This is a genomic window from Devosia sp. UYZn731 (assembly GCF_040546795.1).
Classification (GTDB): Bacteria; Pseudomonadota; Alphaproteobacteria; order Rhizobiales; family Devosiaceae; genus Devosia.
Window position 1 is genome coordinate 518,873 of the sequence record NZ_JBEPOL010000001.1, and the last position, 15,991, is coordinate 534,863.

General features: G+C 64.0%; 14 protein-coding genes. 9 read left to right on the top strand and 5 right to left on the bottom strand.

Annotated features, from left to right (window positions below):
• Positions 1–19: 19 nt before the first annotated feature.
• The 3 genes from ABIB57_RS02430 to ABIB57_RS02440 are packed head-to-tail and all read right to left on the bottom strand — an operon-like array spanning position 20 to position 3,218.
• A complete protein-coding gene (locus ABIB57_RS02430) occupies positions 20–1,495 on the bottom strand; it encodes an NAD-dependent succinate-semialdehyde dehydrogenase (RefSeq protein ID WP_354038243.1) in 1,476 nt (491 codons plus the stop codon).
• Positions 1,492–2,739 carry an iron-containing alcohol dehydrogenase gene (locus ABIB57_RS02435; RefSeq protein ID WP_354038244.1) on the bottom strand — a complete coding sequence of 416 codons (1,248 nt, stop codon included), beginning with the start codon at positions 2,737–2,739 and terminating at the stop codon, positions 1,492–1,494. The genes ABIB57_RS02430 and ABIB57_RS02435 overlap by 4 nt, the downstream gene beginning before the upstream one ends.
• The gene (locus ABIB57_RS02440; RefSeq protein ID WP_354038245.1) at positions 2,736–3,218 is read right to left on the bottom strand and encodes an Ldh family oxidoreductase; all 483 of its coding nucleotides are present in this window, start codon (positions 3,216–3,218) and stop codon (positions 2,736–2,738) included. The genes ABIB57_RS02435 and ABIB57_RS02440 overlap by 4 nt, the downstream gene beginning before the upstream one ends.
• Positions 3,219–3,294: 76 nt before the next feature.
• Between ABIB57_RS02440 and ABIB57_RS02445 the strand changes: the two genes are divergently transcribed.
• Complete coding sequence (locus ABIB57_RS02445; RefSeq protein WP_354038246.1) at positions 3,295–3,999, top strand: GntR family transcriptional regulator; 705 nt, start codon at positions 3,295–3,297, stop codon at positions 3,997–3,999.
• A 101-nt stretch (positions 4,000–4,100) separates the two neighbouring features.
• On the opposite strand, the gene ABIB57_RS02450 is transcribed toward ABIB57_RS02445, so the two are convergent.
• On the bottom strand, positions 4,101–5,546 hold the full coding sequence (locus tag ABIB57_RS02450) for a xylulokinase (protein ID WP_354038247.1): 1,446 nt from the start codon (positions 5,544–5,546) through the stop codon (positions 4,101–4,103).
• Between the two features lie 114 nt (positions 5,547–5,660).
• On the opposite strand from ABIB57_RS02450, the gene ABIB57_RS02455 reads away from it, so the two are divergent.
• The 3 genes from ABIB57_RS02455 to ABIB57_RS02465 all read left to right on the top strand — a co-directional run bounded on the left by ABIB57_RS02455 (position 5,661) and on the right by ABIB57_RS02465 (position 9,246).
• Positions 5,661–6,599: a substrate-binding domain-containing protein gene (locus ABIB57_RS02455; protein WP_354038248.1), complete on the top strand. Its 939-nt coding sequence runs from the start codon at positions 5,661–5,663 to the stop codon at positions 6,597–6,599.
• A 170-nt stretch (positions 6,600–6,769) separates the two neighbouring features.
• Positions 6,770–8,272 carry a sugar ABC transporter ATP-binding protein gene (locus ABIB57_RS02460; RefSeq protein ID WP_354038249.1) on the top strand — a complete coding sequence of 501 codons (1,503 nt, stop codon included), beginning with the start codon at positions 6,770–6,772 and terminating at the stop codon, positions 8,270–8,272.
• Positions 8,273–8,283: 11 nt separating this feature from the next.
• A complete protein-coding gene (locus tag ABIB57_RS02465) occupies positions 8,284–9,246 on the top strand; it encodes an ABC transporter permease (RefSeq protein ID WP_354038250.1) in 963 nt (320 codons plus the stop codon).
• On the opposite strand, the gene ABIB57_RS02470 is transcribed toward ABIB57_RS02465, so the two are convergent.
• Positions 9,200–9,907 (bottom strand): SGNH/GDSL hydrolase family protein, encoded by a 708-nt coding sequence (locus ABIB57_RS02470; RefSeq protein WP_354038251.1) that lies wholly within the window; start codon positions 9,905–9,907, stop codon positions 9,200–9,202. The genes ABIB57_RS02465 and ABIB57_RS02470 overlap by 47 nt on opposite strands.
• 105 nt (positions 9,908–10,012) lie before the next feature.
• Between ABIB57_RS02470 and ABIB57_RS02475 the strand changes: the two genes are divergently transcribed.
• The 5 genes from ABIB57_RS02475 (at position 10,013) to ABIB57_RS02495 (ending at position 15,988) form a co-directional block, all read left to right on the top strand.
• Positions 10,013–11,056: a LacI family DNA-binding transcriptional regulator gene (locus ABIB57_RS02475; protein WP_354038252.1), complete on the top strand. Its 1,044-nt coding sequence runs from the start codon at positions 10,013–10,015 to the stop codon at positions 11,054–11,056.
• Positions 11,053–12,669 (top strand): FAD-dependent oxidoreductase, encoded by a 1,617-nt coding sequence (locus tag ABIB57_RS02480; RefSeq protein WP_354038253.1) that lies wholly within the window; start codon positions 11,053–11,055, stop codon positions 12,667–12,669. Before ABIB57_RS02475 ends, ABIB57_RS02480 begins: the two co-directional genes overlap by 4 nt.
• Before the next feature lie 66 nt (positions 12,670–12,735).
• Positions 12,736–13,971 carry an ABC transporter substrate-binding protein gene (locus ABIB57_RS02485; RefSeq protein WP_354038749.1) on the top strand — a complete coding sequence of 412 codons (1,236 nt, stop codon included), beginning with the start codon at positions 12,736–12,738 and terminating at the stop codon, positions 13,969–13,971.
• 276 nt (positions 13,972–14,247) lie between these two features.
• Complete coding sequence (locus tag ABIB57_RS02490) at positions 14,248–15,156, top strand: carbohydrate ABC transporter permease (RefSeq protein ID WP_354038254.1); 909 nt, start codon at positions 14,248–14,250, stop codon at positions 15,154–15,156.
• A complete protein-coding gene (locus tag ABIB57_RS02495) occupies positions 15,146–15,988 on the top strand; it encodes a carbohydrate ABC transporter permease (RefSeq protein ID WP_354038255.1) in 843 nt (280 codons plus the stop codon). Before ABIB57_RS02490 ends, ABIB57_RS02495 begins: the two co-directional genes overlap by 11 nt.
• Positions 15,989–15,991: the final 3 nt, after the last annotated feature.

Here is a 15,991-nt window from a genome sequence, read left to right on the forward strand (position 1 = left end):
ACAAAAGCGGACCGGCTGGCTACCAGCTCACGGCGATATATTTTGTTTCGCAGAATTCCATGATCCCGTGATGGGCGCCCTCACGCCCCAACCCACTCTGCTTGACCCCACCGAACGGGGCCGCGGGATCGGACACCAGGCCCCGATTGACGCCGATCATGCCGCTCTCGAGGCGCTCGGAGACGCGCATGCCGCGCCCCACATCCTTGGTGTAGACATAGGCGATGAGCCCATATTCGGTGTCGTTGGCGGCCGCTACCGCTTCGTCCTCGCTGGCGAAGCTGGTGATGGCGGCGACCGGCCCGAAGATTTCCTCGCGGCTGATGCTAGCGGTTGCCGGCACATTGCTGATCACGGTCGGCGGGAAGTAAAAGCCTTCGCCACCCGAGGCCTTGCCGCCGGTCAGCACTGTCGCGCCCTGCCCCACGGCATCGTCGACCAGCCCGCCGATGCGGTCTACCGCATCCTGATTGATCAGCGGTCCGCATTGGGTCTGCGCGTCATAGCCGGGGCCCAGCTTCAGCGCCGCCATGCGCTGGACAAGTCCGGCGGAAAAGGCTTCCAGAATGCCGTCCTGCACGTAAAAGCGATTGGCCGCCGTACAGGCCTCGCCGCCATTGCGCATCTTGGCAATCATGGCGCCATCAAGCGCTGCATCGAGATCGGCGTCATCGAAGACGATGAAGGGCGCATTTCCGCCCAGTTCCATGGAGCAGGAAATCACCGTGTCGGCGGCTTCATGCAGCAGCTTGCGCCCGACTTCGGTCGAACCGGTAAAGGACAGCTTGCGCACGCGGCTATCGTGCAGCATGGCGCTGACTGTGGCTCCCGACCGCGACGTCGTGAGGACGTTGACGACGCCGGCGGGAACCCCGGCCTCGGCATAGATTTCGGCCAGCGCATAGGCCGTCAGCGGCGTTTCCGTCGCCGGCTTCAGCACCACAGTGCAGCCCGCGGCCAGCGCCGGAGCGATCTTGCGGGTGGCCATGGCCGCCGGGAAATTCCAGGGCGTAACCAGGATCGATACGCCGATGGGCTGATGCTCCACCACGATCTTGTTGGCGCCGCTGGGAGCGGTATAGATGTCGCCATTGAGGCGTACGGCCTCTTCGGAGAACCAGCGGAAAAACTCGGCCGCATAGGTGACTTCGTCCTTGGCATCGCTGAGCGATTTGCCGTTTTCGAGGCTGATCAGCTCGGCCAGCATGTCGCGGCGGGCGATCATGAGTTCAAAGCACCGGCGCAGGATTTCGCCGCGCTGGCGCGGTGCCGTTGCGGCCCAGCCGGGGCCAGCCTTGTGAGCGGCGGTCACGGCGGCCATCGCGTCTTCGATACTCGCATCGGCGACCGAGGTGATCGTCCTGCCCGTGGATGGGTCGAGGACGTCGATCCGGGCCTTGGTCGCACCAGGACGCCACTGCCCGTCGATCCATAAATCCGATGGCAGCTCGGCTGGATCGAAGCTCAGGCCGATAAAGGATGTGTGCTTGTTCATGCGAGTTCCTTGACTGTGCCGCGCAACGCGGCGCGATCGCCGGCGAAGGCGGCAGTGACGAGTTGCGTCATGGACGCCGTGTCGAGCGGACGCGGGTTGTTCTTGACGAGACGCACTGCCCCCAGTGCGGCTTCGACGGTCCAAGCCAGCTTGTCTTCGCCGAGGCCAAGGTCCTTCAAAGTTCTGGGGATGCCCACCGCAGCAAATAGGTCGGCCACCGCATCGATCGCTGCGGAAGCCTTGGCGGGCTGATCCATGCCCGTGCTCAAGACGCCCATCGCGTCGGCGATCTCGGCCATCTCTGCCTCGGCGTGGGAGCGGTTGAACTCCATGACATAGGGCATCATGACCGCCACGCCCGCCCCATGAGGCGTGTGGGTCAGCGCCCCGACCGGATATTGCACGGCATGAGCGGCGGCGGTGCCGGCGGTCCCAAAGGCGAGACCAGCCATGGTCGCGCCCATCATCAGCCGCTCACGGGCGCCATAATCTGCACCGTTATCATACGCGGCCTTGAGGCTTCCCGAGATGAGCCGGATCGCCTGCAGCGCATACTGATCGGAGAACGCATTTTTGCCGACAAAGACATGCTCGTGGACGGTCTGGGCATCTGCGGCCCGGCGCAGCGTGGTGAACGCCTCGATGGCATGGGTCAACGCGTCGGCACCGGACACCGCAGTCAGTCCGGGGGGACACGTATAGGTCAGTTCCGGATCGCAGATCGCCGTATGGGAAATGAGATGAGGGCTGGCGATCCCCACTTTGACGGCGCGCTCAGGATCGGAGATGACCGCGACTGGGGTGACTTCCGATCCTGTGCCTGCCGTGGTCGGCACCGTCACCAATGGCAGGATTGGTCCGGGAACCTTGAACTCGCCATAGTAATCGGACGGTTGTCCGCCATGGCTGAGCAGCAGGGCGATCATCTTGGCCGCGTCCAGGCAACTGCCCCCGCCAATGCCCACGATGACGTCGGCACCAAAGCTCTTGCCCTGATCGAGACCGTCGGCAATGCAGGAAGCCGGCAGTTCTGCGACCGTGCGGTCATAAACATCCACGGCAATACCCGCCCGGCGCAACTGATCGACCATGATGCCGAACTCAACCGCGCTGGCGAACCGCTCGTCGGTTACCAGCAGTGCACGCTTGCCGAGCGGCGCCACATAACGGGCTAATGCGGCGCGCTGGCCGGCACCGAACACGAGATTGCGCGGCAAGCGCGATGCGGCAAAAATAGGGGTCATGATCGGACGTACTGCTGTTGTTGAATGGGGTCGTCGGCGAGGTGCTGGAGCCGCGCCCAGACGGAATCGGCGATGGATACGCCATCCCTCAGCCGGACGGCACGATTGGCCCAGGCGAGCATGCCGATGTGTTGCGCGTTGCCGACCGCCGCTACGGCGATGCCCGAATGGCGCGCCCGTTCCTGAATCTGGGCCAGCGCGGCATTGGCGACGATCGGGCCCAGGCCCTGCTGTCCGTCGACCGTCAGATAAGTGCTCCCCTGCCAGGTGTGGACACCCGTCGCGTGAGGATCGGCCAGTCCGGCCTCAATCCGCTGCACGATCCGTTCGAGCCGCAACAGGCCATGCGAGGGCACCCCGCGCAGTTCTGCGTCGAGCCAGAGATCGACCTGAACCGCAGCGCTGGGCGCAGGCACGCCCGCCCTGACCAAGGCGCGTTCGGCGGTTTGACGGATTTGGGCGGCGGCAAGGACCCGCAAGATATAAAATCCGATCGGATATCTGATTGAGCCGGGCGGACTATGGTGCTATCGCAAAGACACGTCAATAGCGGGTATGGAAGAAGCGATCTTGGTCATCAGTGAGAAGCGAATGGTGCCGTCGACACAGCTCAAGCGTCCCACGCGACTTGGCGATGAAGTCTACAACGCTATCTATTCGCAGTTGATGTCGCGCCAGATTGCGCCCGGTGGTCGCCTTTCGGTGGACCGCCTGGTGCGAGAACTCGGCGTTTCGCAGACTCCCATACGGGAGGCTTTGTCGCGGCTTGAGGCACAGGGACTGGTGGTCAAGGCCCACCTCATCGGCTACAGCGCCGCCGACCAGCTAGACAGTGCGCGGCTCCACCAGCTCTATGAGCTGCGCCTGCTGCTGGAACCGTTCGCCGCGGGCCGGGCCGCACTGAGCATGACCGAGGAGGCGCACGCCGCCCTAGTCAAGCTCGCCACGGAAATGCAGGCCGGGGAAGCGGGGCCACAGGGGGAGGCCTATAGCCGCTTTGCCCAACTCGATAGCGAGTTCCACGACCTGATCGCCCACGCGAGTGAAAATGAACTTGTGCAGGAGACGTTGGCAAACCTGCACACCCACGTTCATCTGTTCAGGCTGTTCTATCACGCTCGGGTCACCGCCGATGCCATTCAGGAACACCAGCAAATCATCGAGGCCCTGACACTCCGCGATCCGCAAGCTGCCGAAACCGCGATGCGTCATCACATCGAGCGGTCGCGCGGCCGCTTCGCCAACGCCTTCGAACGCTGATCTCCGACCTATCAAGTAGCAACGCTGCGCGCACAGAATGGCCTGAGCCATTTTGTCACCGCCAATAAGGTGCAGCGTTCAGCAGCTTTCCGTTCTGCAGGTTAGAAGCCTGCATTGAAGGCACGAAGGCTTTCGTAGAGTTCCACGTAATTACCGAACCGATCCTGGTAGGAACTGGACTTGCTGGCGTCGGGCTCGAACGCGCGATCAAAACGGACGAGACGGCGGACAACGTCGGCAAGGGGCGACGCAGCGTCCTGCGACTGGCCGGCAAGGATAGCCGCGCCGAGCGCCGCTGATTCTGGCGCGGCGCAACGCCGGAGGGGCTTTCCGAGGACATCGGCCCGGACCTGGCACCAGAAGTCGGAAGTGGCGCCGCCGCCGCCAATGTTGATGGTCCCCGGATCGACCGACGTCGAAGCCTTGAGCGCATCAAAGGCCAGCCGAACGGAAAAGGCCACGCCTTCGAGAACCCCCAGGGCCATTTCCGCGGCGCCTGCACTTGGATCGAGCCGGGCGAAGACGCCGCGCGAGGCGCTATCCCATAGCGGCGCGCGCTCGCCCTGCAGATGCGGCAGGAAGAGTGGGACGCTGCCCTGCGCGCTGGATGCCAAAGCGGCGGTTTCGCCCGGCGTGCGGCCCAACACCTGGGCGAACCAGCCCAGGGCCGCGCCCCCGGTCTGGGTTGGCGCGGCATGCATGGTGATGCCCTCATAGGCGGGAAACAGGATGACGCCCGGCGTCGGCACGATGGTGGACGAGACGATGCCGGCGATTTCGCTGGTGCCGCTCTGATACATGGCATCGCCATTCGCGACGACGCCAACGCCGAACATGCCGCCCCAGGCATCCATGGCGCCGACCACTACCGGGGTCCCGGCGCAAGGCAGGCCCGGCTTGATGCGGCCGGCAACAGTAGTAAAGCTGGCCAGCGGCGGCAGCACATCGGCGGCTCGGGGCACCAATGCCAAAAGATCGGCGACATAGCCGGCCGCATCCACCAATCCCACCGCCGAGATTGGGTCGCTCACCACGGCCCCGGTCAGTTGCAGTACGCAATAATCCTTGGGCAGCAGGACATGGGCGGTGCGCGCATAGAGATCGGGATGGACGCGCCGCACATAGGCCATGCGGGACAGAGCATGGCTGGCATCGATCGGAATCGGGGCGCCGAACCAGGCGGTTTTCTGCGCGGCATTTGTCTGCGCCTCAAGCGCAGCGGCGCCCGGCGCGGAGCGGCTATCTTGCCAGATGATGGCGGGCAGCAGCGGCGCGCCGCCGGCATCGACGAAAACGTGGGTATTCACTTGGCTGCAGATGCCGATCGCCTGCAGGCTGCTCAGATCGTGGCTCGCGGAAAAGGTCTGCAAGGCGCCCAGCACACCCCTCATCCAGTCATCCGGATTCTGCTCGGCATGACCAGCCTGGGGCCGCTGGGTCGGATGGGGCAGTGCAAATCCGGCCAGCCGTTCGCCCCGTTCGTCGATCAGCACGGCCTTGGTCGCGGTGGTGCCCACGTCGATGCCGATCAGGGTGATTTTTGCCACGCCCATGCTCCCAAAATCTCTGGTCGTCCCCTGACCACTCCCATATGGTGCCAAGCGGAAAAAGAAAACCAGTGGCAGGCTTTGCACCGCGCCGCTCGCAGGGGAAACAATCAAATGACGCTTCACAACCGGGCCGTTCGCGCCCTTCTCGCCGGCACCACCTTGGCTGCCCTCGCGCTGACGGCGTCGGGCGCCATGGCGGCGTCCAAGATTGCCGTGATCACGCCCTATCTGGCGCAGCCCGGAACGCAGTTTTACGTCGAAGCCTTCCAGGCCGCCGCCAAGGGCAAGGATTGGGACGTCAACGTCATCGACACCGCAGGCGACGTCGCCGCCGTGATCAGCCGCATCGAGGACATGGTCAACCAGAACGTCGACGCCATCGTCATCAATGTCGATCCGACCCAGGTCACCGCCGGCCTGCAGGCTGCCAAGGATGCCGGCATTCCGGTGATCGGCATGGATGCCGGCGCCGATCCCCTGTTGGTCACCAACGTGACCTCCAATGGCTACGCCATGGCGGCCGAGACCGCGACATATGTGGCCGACCGCATCCACGGGGCCGGCAATGTGGTGATGTTCGTGTTCGAGGCCTTCCCGCCCGTGCAGGTTCGTGGCGTGGTGGCCGATGCGGTGTTCGGCAATTTCCCCGACATCAAGATACTCGACCACGTGACACCCGATGTTTCGGACGGCGGTATTGCCGACTCGCGCGCCAAGATGGAAGCCATCCTCGCGGCCAATCCAGAGCCCGGCAGTATCAAGGCCGTATGGGCCGCATGGGACCAGCCGGCGCTGGGCGCGCTGCAGGCCATCGAAGCCGCGGGCCGCCAGAACGAGGGCATCGTCATCACCGGCATCGACGCCAATCCGCAGGCCCGCGAGGAAATCGCCAAGGGCGGTAATTTCGAGGCGACCGTGGCACAGGACTTCAAGGGTATCGGCACCACCACTGCCGACGTGGTCACGCGCGTTCTGGCCGCCGAAGACATCAAGCAGGGCTCGATCTATGTGCCGACCCAGTTGATCACGGCGTCCAACGCTGCGGAGTAAGGCCAGTTCGGCGCTGATCTCATCCCCACCCACGGTGTCACCCCGGCGAAGGCCGGGGCGCATCCCGAGATCTTGCTGCCGCTCTGGACTCTCGGGATGGGTACCGGCCTTTGCCGGTATGACATAGCGTTTGTGCAGAGCGCCGTGCACACCCGAACTTACAAACAACCATGACCCTGCTTTCCCTCAAAGACGTGACCAAGGCCTATGGCGGCGTGCCGGCGCTCAAGGGCGTCGACCTCTCCGTCGCGCCGGGGGAAATTCATGCCCTGATGGGCGAGAACGGCGCCGGTAAGTCGACGCTAATCAAGATTCTTGCCGGCGTGGTCGCGCCCGACCACGCCGATATCCGGATCGATGGCCAGCCGGTGGAGATCGGCAGTCCGCGCCAAGCCCATCGCCTTGGCTTCCGCTTCATCCACCAGGAATTCAACGTCGTCCCAGCGCTGTCGGTGGCCGAGAACATTTTCATGGGCCGTCAGTATCCGACGCGCGGCGGCCTGTTCGTGGATTGGCGCAAGCTGAACCAGGCGGCGCGCGACACCCTGCAAAAGCTGGGCATTACCCATATCGATCCATCCCGCCCGCTCGGTAGCCTGTCGCTAGGCGATCAGATGCTCGTCCGGATTTCCAGCGCTTTTATCGGCGATGACGGCGCGCCGGCTCGGCTCTACGTGCTGGATGAGCCGACTGCGGCCCTCAACCGCGGCGAATCCGAACGGCTGTTCACCGTGCTGCGTGAATTGCGGGCCAGCGGCGCTTCGGTGCTCTACGTGTCACATCGGCTCGATGAGGTCATGGCCATCTGCGACATGGCAACGGTGGTTCGTGATGGCCGCAGCATCGACACCCGCAGGATCGCCGACATTACCCATGACGACCTGGTGACCCTGATGATTGGTCGGCGCGTCGAGGAAGCCTATCCCCCGGCCATTGCCGCGCCACGGGCCGAAACCGTGCTGGCGGCGCAAGACCTGGGCATTCGCGGGGGCCGCAACGTCTCGTTCCAGGTCCGCGCCGGCGAAGTGCTCGGCATTGCGGGCATCGCCAATGCCGGTCAGCGCAATCTGCTGCGTACGCTGTTTGGCGACCTCGCTGCCACGGGCGGCGCCATGACGCTCGCCGGCCAGCCCTATCGTCCGCGCAGCCCCGCCGATGCCTGGCGCGCGGGCCTTGGCTACATTCCGCGCGAACGGCGCTCCGAGGGGCTCGTGCTGTCGCGGCCAATCTTCGAGAACACCACCCTGCCCCACCTCGCCGCGCAAAGCCGCTGGCGCACCTGGCTCACGCCCCCCCGCGAAAAGCGGGCGGCCAGCGAACAGGGCGAACTGGTTCGCCTCAAGGCCTCAGGTCCCGGCCAGCGCGTGCGCGAGCTCAGCGGCGGCAACCAGCAGAAGGTGGTGTTCGCCAAGGCCCTGCTGGGCAAGCCGCGGCTTTTGCTGCTGGACGAGCCCACACGCGGCGTCGATGTCGGCGCCAAGTTCGATATCTATTCGATCATCCGCGACATGGCGGCGGGCGGCATGGGCGTCGTGTTGGTCTCCTCCGACCTGCCTGAACTCATCGGCATGGCCGACCGCATCGCCGTGATGCGCGATGGCGCCATCACCGATATCGTCGCCGCAGCCGGCCTCAACGAAGAACGCCTCCTCAACCTCTGCTACGGGCGCTGATAGGAAAACGAATGCTGACGGTTTTGCGACGCTACGGCACCCTGATCGGCTTTGCGGCCATCCTGATTTTCTTCTGGATCAGCCTGCCCGACACGTTCATGACGGCGCGCAACTGGCTCAACATCTCCCAGCAGATGTCCATGCTGATCGTGGCCGCCGCCGGCATGACCATCGTCATGGTGATGGGCGATTTCGACCTCAGCATTGGCTCGATGGCGAGCCTTGCCGGCATTGTCGCGGCCATCCTGTTCAGTTTCGATTATCCGATTTGGGCAGCCGTATCGATCGCGCTGATCGTCGGTCTGGCCGGCGGCGCAGTTAACGGGTTGCTGATCAGTTTCGTCGGCATCCTGCCGTTTGTCGCAACTCTGGCAACGCTCACCATGCTGTCCGGCGCCGCATTCGTGGTCAGCGGCGGCAAGACCATTTCGGGGCGCGTGATCCCCGAGGCGTTCGGCAATTTTGCCCGCGAAGGCATTTCGCTGGGCAATTGGGGTGGGGTCGCCGTCAGCCTGCCCAATCTAACCATCGTGGCGCTGATCGTCGCCGTTCTGGTGTGGGTGCTGCTGGAACAGACCACCTTTGGCCGTCGCCTTTACGCCATCGGCGGCAATAGCGAGGCGGCTCATCTCAGCGGCGTCGCCGTGCGCAAGCTCAAGCTGATCGCCTTTGCGTTGACCGGCGGTTCGGCCGCGCTGGCCGGCGTGATGTATGCCAGCCGCGTCGCTTCCGCCAACCCGACGCAGGGCAGCGGGCTGATGCTCAATGCCATCGCCGCTGTGTTCCTTGGCTCGACGCTGAGCGAACACGGCGAACCGCGCCTGCTTTACTCGATCGTTGGTGTGTTGGTACTGGGCGTGCTCGACAACGGCCTCACCCAGATGAGCGTCGACAGCTACGTCCGCCAGATTCTTGTGGGCGGCATCATCATCCTGGCCGTGTCGACCAGTTCCTATACGCGGCGCCTGCGCTAGGGACCGCAGCCCGCGCAAACGCGTCTGCTATGATGCGATGGCCCGCGTCGTTGGGATGCGTGACGTCGTCTGAATTGAGGGCGCCGTCCGGATAGCGGGACATCGCCTCGTAGACGGGCGCGTAGTTGACCGAAAATTCAGTGGCCAGCGCCTTGACGGCTTCGACAAAGCGCTCGAACCCTGCCCGTGTTTGCTCGGCAAAACCGGGGCTGCCGACGGCGAGGCCTCGCTCGGATGGAAACGGTGGACTGCCGATGGCTATCAGGTCGGGTTTAAGGCCAGCAGCCAGCAGTCCCTCCAGCATAAGGGCATAGTCTCGCAGAAAACCCTCGGCATTCAGGCTCTGGGGGGCGCCGACGTACCGAGCATCGTTATAGCCATAAAGGACAGCCAGCGCGTCGGCCCGATCGGGTCTGAGCAGTGCCTCGCGATAGCGTCCAATGCCGTTGTCGGGCCGGGGTAGACCGTCGGCCATCATGCCGCCCTGCAGGATCGTGCCGGACACGGCGCGGTTGCGCACAACCCCAATATTCGTAGCCGCCGCCAGTTGCAGCGGCCATGCCTTCTCCGGCGCCGAAGCGTTCAGGCCAACCGTTATGCTGTCGCCGAACACCGCCAGAGACTGAACTCCGGCTCCCCGCATCGCTTCCGCAAAAGTCAAAATCCCCACCTCCGAATCCGGCTTGACAGCCCCGCCCTCACTCCTGTTAATACGCATTAGCTGGTAATACGCATTAGCAGTCAAGACCCGATCCGGGAGATCGTTTTGGCCGCGACCAAACGCCTGACCCAGCGCGACATTGCCCGCCTTGCCGGCGTCAGCCAGGCGACGGTTTCGCTCGTGCTCAATGGCGCCGTCAGCGCCGAAGGCCGCATCCCCCAGGAAACCCGCGAGAGGGTCAACAAGGCCATCCGCGATACCGGTTACGTCGCCGATCCGGTGGCCCGCCGCATGGCCAAGGGCCTCAATCGCATCCTCGGCGTCTTTACCTACGAGCCAGCTTTTCCCTCGGCGCAGGCCGACTTTTTCACGCCCTTCCTGCTCGGCATCGAAGAGGCCGCCCAGGAACTCGGCTATGATCTGCTGCTGCTGACCGGCGCTGCCGCCGGCGCCCAGCGCAAGATTTTTGGCAACAATACCCGCCTGCGTCTCGCCGATGGCTGTCTGGTCCTCGGCCGCAAATTCGACCATGACGAACTCACGCGCCTCGTGGCCGAGGATTATCCCTTCGTCGCCGTCGGCCGTCGCGATGACGCTGGCGGCCCGGTCCCCTATGTCGGCGGCGATTACGCTTCGGGCACGGCGGCCCTGGTCGATCGCGTCCGCGCCCTCGGCCACACCCGCATCGCCTATGTAGGCCCCAGTCACGGCGCTGAATCCACCTTCGACCGCTGGGCCGGATTCTCCGGCGCCATAGCTGGCCTGGACCTCGTCGCCCACATTCCCGATGTCGCCCAACCAGCCGCGCAAACCCTCGAAAGCTTGCTCGCCAGCGGCGCAACTGCGGTGTTTTTCATCGAATTGGCCGATGCGATCCATGTCGAAACCCTCGCTCGCCAGCGCGGCATCGCGGTGCCCGAACAGTTCTCCATCGTCGTTCTCGGCAACCACATCCGCGCCGAACAGACCGGCCGCCGCTTCACCTCGTTTTCCATCCCGCGCGAGGCCATGGCCCGCGCCGCGACGGAAATGCTGGTGCGTCGCGTCGAACATGACGAACCCATCCAGCAGATCCTGCTGCCTTGCGAGCCGCTTGAGGGCGACACGCTCGGCCCTGCCCCTTTGACCAAGCCTAAGACGAGACCATGACCCCAAAAGAACTCAGCGCAGATATCCTCGTCGTCGGTGGCGGCCTCGGCGGCGTCGCCGCAGCCCTTGGCGCTTTGCGCAATGGCCGCAGCGTCATCATGAGCGAGGAATTCGACTGGCTCGGCGGCCAGCTTACGAGCCAGGCCGTGCCACCCGACGAACATTCCTGGGTGGAACAGTTCGGCGTCACCCGCTCCTATCGCCAGCTCCGCAACGGCATCCGTCAATACTACCGCGACCATTACCCGCTGACCGCCGCCAGCCGCGCCTGGGGTGATCTCAATCCCGGCGCCGGCTTCGTCAGCCGCCTCTGCGCCGAGCCGCGCGTCGGCGTCGCCGTCATCGATGCCATGCTGATGCCCTATATTGGCGGCGGCAAGCTGCGCCTGCTCCAGCCCTACCGCCCCGTCTCCGCCGACGTGGCCGGCGACATCGTCCGCTCCATCACCCTGCGCCATCGCCATACCGGCGCCGACATCACCGTGTCGGCCCCCTACATCATCGACGCCACCGAACTCGGCGATCTGCTGCCGATGACCGGCACCGAATACGTCACCGGCTTCGAAAGCCGCCACGACACCGGCGAGCCCAGCGCTCCCGAAACTGCGCAGCCCGACAACGTCCAGGCCGTGTCCGTCTGCTTTGCCATCGACCATGTCGACGGCGACCAGACCATCGACAAGCCCGCCAATTACGACTTCTGGCGCAAGTACCAGCCCAGCTTCTGGGGCGGTCCGCTGCTCGGCTTCAAGGCGCCCCATCCGCGCACGCTCGAAATCACCGAGCGCTCGTTCACCCCCAATCCCGATGACGATCCGCTGCTGGTCGATGCCGATCAGCGCCGCAATCCCGGCGATGGCAATCTGTGGACTTTCCGCCGCATCGCCGCGCGCGGCAGTTTCGTGCCCGGCGCCTATGGCTCGGACATCTGCCTCGTGAACTGGCCGATGATCGACTACATGGAAGGCTCGATTATCGACGTCGCCGAGGACGAAAAGGCCCGCCACCTCAAGGCCGCCGCCGACCTGTCCTATTCGGTGTTCTATTGGCTCCAGACCGAAGCCCCCCGCACCGATGGCGGCCAGGGCTTCCGTGGCCTGCGCCTGCGGGGCGACGTCACCGGCACCGATCATGGCCTCGCCATGGCCCCATACATCCGCGAAAGCCGCCGCATCAAGGCCGTCACGACTATCGTCGAGCAGGACGTGTCCATGGCCATCCATGGCAATGCGCTGTCCAAGCAGTATCGTGACAGCATCGGCGTCGGCATGTACCGCATCGACCTGCATCCCTCCACCGGCGGCGACAACTATGTCGACGTGGAGTCGGCGCCCTTCGAAATTCCGCTCGGCGCATTGCTGCCGCAGCGGGTCAAAAACCTGCTGCCGGCCAGCAAGAATATCGGCACCACCCACATCACCAATGGCTGCTACCGGCTGCATCCCGTCGAGTGGAACGTCGGCGAAGTCGCCGGTCTTTTGGCGGCTCACTGTCTCAATAACGGGCTCACACCGCATCAGGTGCAGGAAAACGACGCCCAGCTTTCCGACTTCCAGACGCGGCTCCATGGCGAGGGCATCGAAATCCGCTGGCCGGACGTGCGCGGCTATTAATCGACCAAGAAAAGACAACAGGAGGAATAATTGTCAAAACTGACCTCACTCAAATCCGCCGCCGCAATGGCCGGCATTCTCGTGCCCCTCGCCTGGAGCGGCACCACCTGGGCGCAGGACGCGATCAATCTGCGCATGACTACCTGGAGCGCCAATGAGGCGCATCTGGCCATGCTCAACGAGATCGCCGCCGGCTTTAAAGAGAGCCATCCCAACGTCACCGTGACCTTCGAGCCGCTGCCGTTCGAAAGCTACACCACGACGCTGACCACCCAGATTGCCGGCGGCAATCCGCCCGATCTGGCCTGGATTCTGGAATCCACCGCCGCCGATTTCGTCAATTCCGGTGCCCTTGCCCCGTTGACCGATGCCTTCACCAAGACCGAAGGCTACGACATGGCCGATGTCACCCAGACCGCGACCGCGCTGTGGACCAAGGACGGCCAGCTTTACGCGTACCCATTCTCGACCTCGCCCTTCGCCCTGTTCGTCAACAACGATGTCATCAAGGCCGCCGGTGCCAAGACTCCGGCCGAGTTGATCGCCGCCAACGAATGGACCTGGGACAACGCGTTTGCCACCGCGTCGGCGGTCGGAAAATCCGGCAAGACCGGCCTCGTCCTGCGCGACTTCAAATATCAGGTCTGGCAGAACATGGCCTCGATCTGGAACGGCTGGGGCGCGACCCCGTGGAGCGCCGACGGCAAGACCTGCACCTTTGCCGATCCCGCCATGGTCGACGCCATGACCGCCATCCACAAGGCCATCTTCACCGACAAGGCCATGCCCGGCCCCGGCGAAGACATCGACTTCTTCGCCGGCAATACCGCCATGACCGTCACCCAGATCTCCCGGGCCTCGCTCCTGCCCAAGGAAAACGCCTTCGATTGGGACCTGGTGCCGCTGCCCAAGGGCCCCGCCGGTGATTACTCCGTTGTGGGCCAGGCCGGCGTCGGCGTCTTCGCTGCCGGCAAGAATGCCGAAACCGCCGTCGCCTTCCTCGCCTATATGACCAATCCGGCCAATAGCCAGAAGCTGGCCCAGTTCTTCCCGCCCGCTCGCGCCAGCCTGTTGAACTCGACAACCCTGGCTGCCACCAATCCGCTGCTCTCGGCCGACCAGATCGAAAACGTCGTCATCAAGGGCATCGCCAATGGCAAGGTCCTCCCCGGCCACACCAACTTCGCGCAAATCCAGCAGACGGTTCGCGCCGGTCTGGATGCGCTGTGGGTGCCGGATGCCGATGTGCCGGCCGTGCTGAAATCGGTGTGTGACAGCGTCAGCCCGATGCTGGCGATGTAATCTGGCTGCCTGAACTTTCAATCAACACCTCCCCCTTCCAGGGGGAGGATCAAGGTGGGGGTTCTTCTGCCGAAATTGGGCTCCCAAACCCCCACCCAACCTCCCCCTAGAAGGGGAGGAGCCGTTCGGTGCCTTGGCTGGACACCGTGCCACAATCTAGCAGTCGTCTCCCTCCCCTTGTGGGGAGGGATCAAGGGTGGGGGTATCTTCGCGTACACCGCGCGTGTCACCCCCACCCCGGCCCTCCCCACAAGGGGGAGGGAGAAGGAAGAAGCAATGACCATTCCACCGCGAACCCGTCCGTTCTGGACCATCGAACGCCGAGACGCCGTGGCGGGCTACGCCTTCATCGCCCCCCAGCTCATCGGCACGATCGTCTTCGTCCTCATCCCGCTGGCCCTGGTGTTCTGGTACTCCCTCCACGAGTGGAACGTCCTCGCCAATACCTTCACTTTCAAGGGCGCCGCCAACTACCAGCACCTGCTGAACGATCCCGCCCTGCCCCAAGTGCTTATCGCCTCAGCCATTTTCTCGGCCTGCCTCGTCGTCCTCAACATGACCCTGGCAATCCTCCTCGCCGTGCTGCTCGATCAGAAACTGCGCGGCATCGTGGTGTTCCGCACCCTGTTCTTCTCGCCGGTTGTCGTCTCGCTCGTCGCCTGGACCATCGTCTGGGGCTTCCTGCTGCAGAACAATGGCGGCATCAACGGGTTCCTGCAGATGTTCGGCATCACCGGCCCCAACTGGCTGCGAAATTCGACCACGGCGATGATCTCCGTTGTCGTCGTCCAGGTCTTCAAGAATGTCGGCCTCAACATGATCCTCTTCCTCGCCGCCCTCCAGGGTGTGCCCAAGGAACTCTACGAGGCCGCTCGCGTCGATGGCGCGCCGCCCTTCAAGCAGTTCCGCCGCATCACCTTGCCGATGATTTCGCCGACGATCCTCTTGACCTCGATCATCACCATCGTCGGCTCGCTCCAGGTCTTCGCGCAGATCGCCGTGCTGACGCAAGGCGGCCCCGGCTTCTCCACCACCGTGCTGGTCTATTACCTCTACCAGCAGGCCTTCCAGTTCCACTTCTTCGGCTATGGCTCGACGCTGTCGATCCTGCTGTTCGTCATTGTGGCCATTCTCACCTTTGCCCAGTGGCAGTTGCGCAAGCGGATCGTGTTCTATGAAAACTGATCTCTCGCCCACCATCAAAACCGCGCTCTATGGGCTGATGTGCGTACTGCTCATCCCCTTCGTGTTCCCGACCTGGTGGATGATCACCTCGTCGGTGAAGCCGATCAGCGACATCTTCGCCTTCCCGCCAGACCTGTGGCCGCGCCGCTTCGATTTCACCACCTATGGCAAGGTGTTCGAGCTGCAGCCCTTTGCCCAGCAATATTGGAACTCGGCCTATATCGCTGCCATCGTCACCGTCGGCACCATGGCGTTCTCGTCGATGGCCGGATACGCCTTCGCGCGCATCAAATTCCCCGGCGCCGATTTCCTGTTCACGATCGTCCTGCTGGGCCTGCTGATCCCGTCCGAAGTCACCATCGTGCCGCTGTTCCAGATTTTCCTCAAATGGGGGATGATCAACACCCATTGGCCGCTGATCCTGGTGCCGATTTTCGGCGCGCCATCGGTGTTCGCCACCTTCGTCATGCGCCAGTTCTTCATCGCCCTGCCCGGCGAGCTGGAAGAAGCCGCCCGCGTCGATGGCCTTGGCCGCTTCAAGATCTTCTGGATCATCGCGCTGCCGCTGGCCAAGCCCGCGCTCGGCGCCGTGGCCATCTTCACGTTCCTGCATAGCTGGAACCTCTATCTCGAACCCATCGTCTTCATCTCGAGCAAGAACATGTTCACCCTGCCCCAGGCGCTGACCCAGTTCACCGACGCTTACGGCGGCGCCATGTGGAACATCCAGATGGCCGCCGCGACCATGACCGCATTGCCGGTCCTGCTGGTGTTCATCGTGGCCCAGAAGCAGTTCGTCGAAGGCCTCGCCCATACCGGCCTCAAAGGCTAAGGA

Excerpts from the sequence above, each read along its gene's own strand:
- ABIB57_RS02430 (WP_354038243.1), bottom strand. The coding sequence starts at position 1,495 with ATGAACAAGCACACATCCTTTATCGGCCTGAGCTTCGATCCAGCCGAG.
- ABIB57_RS02435 (WP_354038244.1), bottom strand. The coding sequence starts at position 2,739 with ATGACCCCTATTTTTGCCGCATCGCGCTTGCCGCGCAATCTCGTGTTC.
- ABIB57_RS02445 (WP_354038246.1), top strand. The coding sequence starts at position 3,295 with ATGGAAGAAGCGATCTTGGTCATCAGTGAGAAGCGAATGGTGCCGTCG.
- ABIB57_RS02455 (WP_354038248.1), top strand. The coding sequence starts at position 5,661 with ATGACGCTTCACAACCGGGCCGTTCGCGCCCTTCTCGCCGGCACCACC.
- ABIB57_RS02460 (WP_354038249.1), top strand. The coding sequence starts at position 6,770 with ATGACCCTGCTTTCCCTCAAAGACGTGACCAAGGCCTATGGCGGCGTG.
- ABIB57_RS02465 (WP_354038250.1), top strand. The coding sequence starts at position 8,284 with ATGCTGACGGTTTTGCGACGCTACGGCACCCTGATCGGCTTTGCGGCC.
- ABIB57_RS02480 (WP_354038253.1), top strand. The coding sequence starts at position 11,053 with ATGACCCCAAAAGAACTCAGCGCAGATATCCTCGTCGTCGGTGGCGGC.
- ABIB57_RS02485 (WP_354038749.1), top strand. The coding sequence starts at position 12,736 with ATGGCCGGCATTCTCGTGCCCCTCGCCTGGAGCGGCACCACCTGGGCG.
- ABIB57_RS02490 (WP_354038254.1), top strand. The coding sequence starts at position 14,248 with ATGACCATTCCACCGCGAACCCGTCCGTTCTGGACCATCGAACGCCGA.
- ABIB57_RS02495 (WP_354038255.1), top strand. The coding sequence starts at position 15,146 with ATGAAAACTGATCTCTCGCCCACCATCAAAACCGCGCTCTATGGGCTG.